The sequence below is a fragment of the Streptomyces sp. ATLC9 genome (assembly GCF_057196705.1).
Genome location: NZ_JBXUOY010000250.1, coordinates 1 through 7,475, shown reverse-complemented (window position 1 = coordinate 7,475; position 7,475 = coordinate 1). Strand labels below are relative to the sequence as shown.

Sequence of the window (7,475 nt, the reverse complement as noted above, 5' to 3'; positions counted from 1 at the left end):
GGCCGGTGCCGCAGCGGCACCGGCCGACGAGGCCGTTCCGAAGGACAGTCGTCCTAACGGTAGGAAACGATCAGACGGGACAGGTGCTGGCCCGCCACCTCCAGGGGTCGGCTGCTGCGGGAGACCTGGGCGGCCAGTTCCGCGCCCTCCAGCGTACTGATCACCGTGTGGGCGAGGTCGCGGGCGTCGCTCTCGCCGATACCGGATTCCAGGAGCCGGTCGAAGACGACGCCGCGCCAACGGGCGAAGGCGTCCGCCGCGGCCGCCTGGATGTCCGGCAGCCGGCCCGCGGTACCCAGGGCGGTGGTGGTGATCGGGCAGCCGTCGGCCCAGTCGGAGGCACGCAGGCTCTCCGCCAGGTTCCGGGTGAGCACGATCACCGCCTTCTCCGGGTCGGGGTCGCTGGCCAGCGCGGACCTCAGGAGTTCGACGAATTCCTGGTCCCCGCGGCTGATGGCCGCGAGGGCCAGCTCCTGTTTGCCACCGGGGAAGAAGTGGTAGACGGAGCCGAGCGTGGCCTGGGACTCCTGCGAGATCTGTTTGATGCCCGTGCCGTCGTAGCCCTGCCGTTGCATGAGCCGCGAGGCAGCGCGGATGATGCGTTCCCGCGTCGCGGGCACCGGCTCCTCGGCGGCTGCCGATCCACTCATACCGTCCGTTGGCTTCATCTTCACCCCGTCAATGGTATCAGTAGAGCGTTATTTTTAGCAGGATGCGCGGGGAAGCGCTCCGGCTGTCGGTTCCGGCCGGCCGCCGGGAGGCGCGGGGACACGGCTCAGACGAGGGCGGACACCTGCCGCGCCGCGCGCAGCCCCGTCTCCACCGCGCCTTCGATGAAGGCGCCGTTCCAGCCGGAGGCGATGTCGGAGCCCGCGAAGACCAGACGGCCGTACGGCTGCTGGAGCGCGGGCAGCTGTCGCAGCAGCTGAGTCGGACGCCGCAGGCCCCAGCCGCCGCGGGAATAGCGGTCGGCGCCCCACTGCTGGGCGCGGTAGCTGACGATGGTGGCGCCCGGTATGTAGGTGCGCACGGCCGCCTGCACCGCCGCCTGGTCCGCCACGTCCAGGGACGAGCCGGCGAAGCCGATCATCAGTCGGCCGCCACCGGGCAGCTCCTGTTGCGGGATCATCAGCGGCAGGGGGGAGTCCTCGGTGCCCTGCGCGTACACCGCGTCCACGCTGCCGCTCAGATGCATCCAGATCTTGGTCGACAGAGCGACGCCCACACCCTCGGCGGTGGCGGCGGTGTGAGTGCTGGGCAGCGCCGGGCTGAACCCGATGGTCCTCCACACGTTCACCGGCGTCGCCACCACCACGGCGTCGGCCTTGAGCACCTGGCCGCTGACGAGCTGGACCTGAACATCGGTCGAGGTGCTGGACACCGCGGTGACCGGCGAGGACAGCATGAGGGTGATACCGGGGGTGGCCAGCATGTTCTGCAGCAGCGCCGTCATGCCGTCGGCCGGCTTGTAGGCGGTCTGCCTGCCCCAGCCCTCCATGCTCCAGCCGCCCAGGGCCCACCACTGGGCCATGGACGTCATGGCACGGAGGCTGTTCTCGTTGCCGGTGTAGGCGGTGAAGTAGCCGGCGAGCCACTTCTTGTCCAGATCGGACATCGACAGCTGGGCGATGCGGTCGGTGAAGGAGAGCTGGTCGATCTGCTGGAGCAGGTCCGCGCGGTACAGCGGGTCGTGAGGGTGGGGGAAGTACTCCCGGGAGCCCTCGTAGAACTGCTCGAACAGGGTGCCCAGGTGCGCGTTGGCGTCCGCCAGGTTCATCGCCTGGAAGCCGTTGGTGGCCGGCATGAGCGAGGTGACGGGCGTGACGTCGCCGACGTTGGTCAGCCCGTAGCGCTGCATCTCGGAGACGACCAGGTGGTGGTCGGGGCTCACCCAGCCGCCGCCGAGCTCGATACGCTGCCCGGCGAGGGTGTGGGTCCACACCCGGCCGCCGATGCGGCTGCGGGCCTCCAGGACCGTCACCCTCAGCCCCTGTTCGGCCAGTTCCCGGGCGGCGGTGCCGCCGGCGTATCCGGCGCCTATCACGATCACATCGGATGTGGAGCCGCCCGTCGCATGGGCGGTGGAGCTGGTGTAGGGCGTCGCGCTGACCGCCCCGGCGAGCGCGGTGGCGCCGGCCGCCTTGAGGAACAGGCGACGTCCCGGCGACGTGATGGCGCCGTGCCGAGGTGCGGAAACTGGTCGTGAACTCATCGGCGAACCTTCTCTTTTCACATGGAACGACCGCTTATGGAGGAGCGGGACCTGGTTCTTTTCAGCCAGTTCCAGCTAACCGGATGGGTGGCCGAAACTGGTCACCACGCGGTAATCGGATGGTTTGGCTCCGCCCTCGGTGGGCACTGAACGGCTCCCCTTCGGTACGGCGGCGGCCGTGCCCGGCGGTGGACGCGACGCAGCGGCCGGCGCCGCGGAGGCGCCGGCCGCTGCTGTGGTCCGGTGGGGGTCAGGGGGCCGGGAAGTGGCCGGTGTCGACGAAGTACCGCACGTACGTGGCGAAGAGCTCCTCGTCAACGGCCGGGCAGACGATGCCGCTGCCGGCCAGGGCGGCGTCGGTCTCGGCGGTGTCCATGGGCGGGTAGAACCGGTCTGTGTCCCCGGTCATCATCTCGAAGGCGTGCAGCAGCGGCAGGATCGCGTTGCCGCGGTCCGCTTCGACCCGGGCACGCCAGCTCTCCCGGTCCGTCTCCTCCAGGGTGTAGCCGAGCGCGCGCAGTCGGCGCACGCATTCGCGCAGGCTGACCGGGCTGGGGTTGAACAGCTGGAAGGTGCCGCCGGCGGACTGCGGGCGGCGCGACACACGCAGGATCGCCGCGCTCACGTAGTCCACCGGCAACAGGTGGAAGCGTCCGCCGACGTCCGCGGGCACCGCGCCCGCCTGGAGCAGGCCCTTCAGGCTCAGCCACACGAAGTCGCTGGTCTGGCAGGCCCCGTTGACCTGGTCACCGGAGACGACGTCCACGCGGTACACGGAAACCGGCAGACCGCGCGCGACCGCCTGGGCGGTGAGCTGCTCCGCCACCCACTTGCTCTGCAGGTAGCCGCTGGGCAGCCGCTCGGCGGGACCGGTCGGATCGGTCACCCGCAGCGGCCGTCCGTCCGGGGCCGCGTCGGCGAACACGCCGACGGTGGACACGTGATGGACGGGAACGCTGCGCCGGTGCGCGGCCAGCCGCAGCACCTCCTCGGTGCCGCGCACATTGGCCGCCCGCAGCGTCTCGTACGGATGCAGCCAGTGCACCTGGGCACCGTTGTGGTACACCACGTCGACCGTCGCGGCCAGCTCCTCGAAGACGTCCTCGGACAGGCCCAGCCGGGGCTGCGCGAGGTCGCCGACCACGACGGCGAGACGTTCCGGCCCCACCTCCTCCCACACGCCGTACCGTTCCAGGTTCTGCCGCAGCCGCTCCCGGGCGGTGTCCTCGTCAGCCGCCCGGACCAGGCAGTGCACGGTGGCCCGGGTGGTGCGCATCAGCTCGCGCAGCAGGAACGCACCGAGGAATCCGGTCGCCCCGGTCAGCAGCACCTGCTCCGGATCGGTGACGCAGCGGACCACCTCGGCGGCCGGGCGCACGTCCTCGGCGAGGACCGCCTCCGCCGCGAAGTCCGGTGTGTCCCGCTCCCGTCGGGTCGCGGTCCCGTGTGCCGTCAGGGCCTCGCGCAGATAAGCGGCGAGCGCGGCGGGGGTGGGGTGGTCGAAGACCAGGGTGGCGGGCAGCCGCACACCGGCCAGTTCGCCGATCCGGTTGCGCAGCTCCACCGCGGTCAGCGAGTCGAACCCCAGCTGTTGGAACGGCCTTTCCGCCGCGATGTCCTCGGTGCCGGAGTGCCCGAGCACGGCCGCGACCTCCGCCTTGACGGCCTCGCTCACGAGCCGCAGCTGCTCCTCGGGCGCGAGGCCCGCCAGCCGGGCCGCGAGCGGTTCGGCCACCGGGGCGTCCCGGGCGGGGCGGCGGATCGTGGCACGGATCAGCTCGCGGAACAGGGGTGGGACGTCCGCCTGGTCCCACACGGCCCGCGTCCGGGCGAGTGCCGCTTGTTCGCGTACGGCGGCCAGGTCCAGCGGTGAGGCCACCAGGGTCGGCCGGCCGGCGCCGAGGGCCGCGTCGAGGACGGCGGGACCGGCCGTCTCCGTCACCGGACGGAACCCGCTGCGGGCGATGCGCCGCAGGTCGGTCTCGCTCAGTCCGCCGGACATCCCGCCCTCCTGCTCCCAAAGGCCCCACGCCACGGAGGTGGCGGGACGCCCCTGGGCGGCGCGCAGGTCGGCGAGGCCGTCCAGGAAGGAGTTGGCGGCCGCGTAGGTGGACTGACCGGGTCCGCCGACGACGCCCGCGACCGAGGAGAACAGCACGAACGCGGCCAGGTCGGCATCGACGGTCAGCTCGTGGAGGTGCCAGGCGGCGTCGGCTTTCGGTCCCAGCACGTTCGCCAGCCGCTGCCGGGTCTGGTCCCCGACCAGTCCGTCGTCGCGGACGCCGGCCAGGTGGATCACACCGGTGAGCGGGTGCTCCAGCGGAATGCCGGCGAGCAGTGCCGCCATCTCGTCCCGGTCGGCGACGTCGCAGGCAGCGATGGTGACCTGGGCGCCGAGTTCCTTCAGCTCGGCGGCCAGCTCGCCCGCGCCGGGAGCCTGTTCACCGCGGCGGCTGACCAGCAGCAACTCCTGCACACCGTACCGACGGACCAGATGCCGGGCGAACAGCGCGCCCAGCGCGCCGGTGCCACCGGTGACCAGTACCGTGCCCGTGCCGAACCGGGCCGGGGCGCCGGCCGAGGGGACCGGGACGGGCCGCAGCCGGGGCACGTACACCTGCCCCGCCCGCACCGCGGCCTGCGGCTCGCCGCAGGCCCACACCGTGCGCAGCAGGTCGCCCGGTGCGTCGGTGCCGTCGCCGGTGTCGACCAGGAGGATCCGGCCCGGCGCCTCCGACTGCGCGGACCGCAGCAGACCCCACACCGCGGCGGCGCCGGGGTCGCAGGCGTCCTCGGGCCGTACACGGAGCGCGTTCCGGGTCACGACGACCAGCGGGACCTCCGCCAGCCGCTCCTCGGCGAGATACCGCTGCACCGCCTCCAGCACCTCACCCGTCGTACGGTGCACGTCCGCCATGTCCGCGGCGCGTGGCGGCAGGTGCCACAGCACCAGCGCGTCCCACGGGACCGCGTCCGCGGCGTCCGCGGCCCGCTCCGCGTCGGCGAACCGCGGCGCCCCGGTACCGGTGGGCGCTGTCCCGCCGAGCAGAGCCCACCGCGCCGGCCCCGCTGAGGACGCCGCGGGCAGGGGCGTCCAGCCGATGCCGAACAGGCTGTCGGCGGGCCGGACCGCCGCCTGCGCGACCTCCTCCGGGGCAGGTGTCCGCGTGGTGAGGGAGCCGACCTCCCCGACGGGCAGGCCGGCCCGGTCCGCCAGCGCGACGGCGGTCACCCTGTCGCCGTCCAGGGTGAGCCGTACCCGTACGGCCGTGGCGCCGTGGGCCAGGAACCGCACCCCCTGCCAGTGGGTGACGGCCCGCGGCACGGCCTCCTCGGCGCCCCGCGCGGCGGCGTACCCGGCGTGCACGGCGGCGTCCAGCAACGCCGGATGCAGCACGTACCGCCCGGCCTCGGCCGCCGCCGAGGCGGGCAACTCCAGCTCGGCGAAGACATCGTCCCCGCGCCGCCACGCGGTCGCGGTCGGCCGGGCGCCGTCCGCTCCCGGCAGCGCGGGCAGGAGGACGGCGGGCAGTGGCCGGGCGCCGGTGGGGGGCCACGGAGCGCTCCGGGCGGGGCCGTTGTCCACTGCGGGAGCGGTGGGTGGCGCCCAGGGCTCGCCGCCCATGCGGCCCCGGGCACAGCGGGTCCAGGGCACGTCGGTGCCGTCGGGCCGGGCGTGCACGGTCACCTCGCGGCCGTCGGGGCCGGCGGGGCCGACCCGGACCTGGAGCTGCAGGCCCGCACCGTCCGGGAGCACCAGCGGCTCCTCCGTCTCCAACTCGTGCAGGGCGGTGCAGCCCACCTCGTCCCCGGCGCGGACCGCCAGCTCCAGGAGCACCGACGACGGCAGCACCGTCCGGCCGGCCACGGTGTGCCGCACGGGCAGCGGCCGGACGTGCGGGGAGAGCCGGCCGGCGAAGAGCACCTCGTCGCCGCCGGCCGGGTGCAGGGCGGCGCCGAGCAGCGGGTGCCCACCGGGGCGCAGTCCCAGATCGGCCGCGTCCTGGCCGCCCTGGTCCTGCGGAGCCACCCAGTAGCGCTCGCGCTGGAAGGCGTACGCCGGCAGGGGCACGCGCCGCGCGCCGGTACCGGCGAAGAACGCCGCCCAGTCCACCGCCGTACCCCGGTTGTGCAGCCGGGCCAGACCCGCCGTCAGGGTGTCCGCCTCGGTGTGCCCGGCGCGGAGCAGGGGCACCGCGGTCAGGCCGTCATCGGCCTGCTCGGCCAGCGGGGCGAGCACCGCGTCCGGGCCGATCTCGACGACGGTGGCGGCGCCCTGCGCCCGCAGCGCGCGCACCGCGTCGGCGTACCGTACGGTGCCGCGCAGTTGCGCCGTCCAGTACTCGGCGCTGCGCAGGTCCTCGGCGCGGGCGGGCTCGCCGGTGAGGGTGGAGACCACGGGGACGCGGGGCGCGTGGTACGTCAGCCCGGCGGCGACCTCGCGGAACTCGTCGAGGACGCCGTCCATGTGCGGGGAGTGGAAGGCGTGGCTGACGTCCAGGGCACGGGTGCGCCGACCTCGTGCCTCCAGTACGGCCCGTACCTCGGCCGCGGCGTCCGCGTCCCCGGCGATCACGACGGCCGACGGCGCGTTGACCGCGGCGAGCGCCAGCTCCGCACGTCCGGCGAGGAGCTCGGCGACCTCCGCCTCGTCGGCCTGTACCGCGACCATGACGCCGCCACTCGGCGCGGACTGCATCAGCCGGGCCCGGGCGGCGACCAGTGCGGCGGCGTCCGCGAGGTCGAGGACGCCGGCGACGTGGGCGGCGGCCAGCTCGCCGACGGAGTGCCCGGCGAGCAGCGCGGGCCGTGAACCGAAGGACTCCAGCAGCCGGTACAGGGCCACTTCGACCGCGAAGAGGGCCGGCTGGGCGCGGACCGTGTCCGACAGGCCGTGGCCGGTGCGGATCACCGAGGCAACCGGTTCGCCGAAGTGCGGGTCGAGCGCGGCGGCGACCTCGTCGAAGGCACGGGCGTAGGCCGGGAAGGCGTCGTACAGCTCCTGTCCCATGCCGACGCGCTGCGCACCCTGCCCCGTGAACACGCAGGCGACCGCGCCGTGCCGACGGGTGTCCCGCAAGAGGTGCGGGGCCCGCTCGCCGGCGGCCAGCGCGGTCAGCCCGGCGACGAGGTCCGCGTGCGAGGAGCCGACGATCGCGGCCCGGTGGTCGTGGGCGGTGCGGGTGGTGGCGAGGGAGTGGGCGATGTCCAGGGCGCGGGCCGGGCCGGTGTCGCGGCCGGCGCCGGCGTGCGGGGCGGGGTC

General features: G+C 74.2%; 3 protein-coding genes. All 3 read right to left on the bottom strand.

All coding sequences use genetic code 11. The annotated features are described in order from the left end of the window. Window positions 1-53: 53 nt before the first annotated feature. Entirely contained in the window at window positions 54-668 is a 615-nt protein-coding gene (locus AC2CJA_RS21435; protein WP_484604307.1) for a TetR/AcrR family transcriptional regulator, read from the bottom strand. 107 nt (window positions 669-775) lie between these two features. Next, window positions 776-2,212: a flavin monoamine oxidase family protein gene (locus tag AC2CJA_RS21430; protein ID WP_484604306.1), complete on the bottom strand. Its 1,437-nt coding sequence runs from the start codon at window positions 2,210-2,212 to the stop codon at window positions 776-778. A 250-nt stretch (window positions 2,213-2,462) separates the two neighbouring features. Further along, on the bottom strand, window positions 2,463-7,475 hold a 5,013-nt coding region (locus tag AC2CJA_RS21425; protein WP_484604305.1), incomplete at its 5' end, for a thioester reductase domain-containing protein.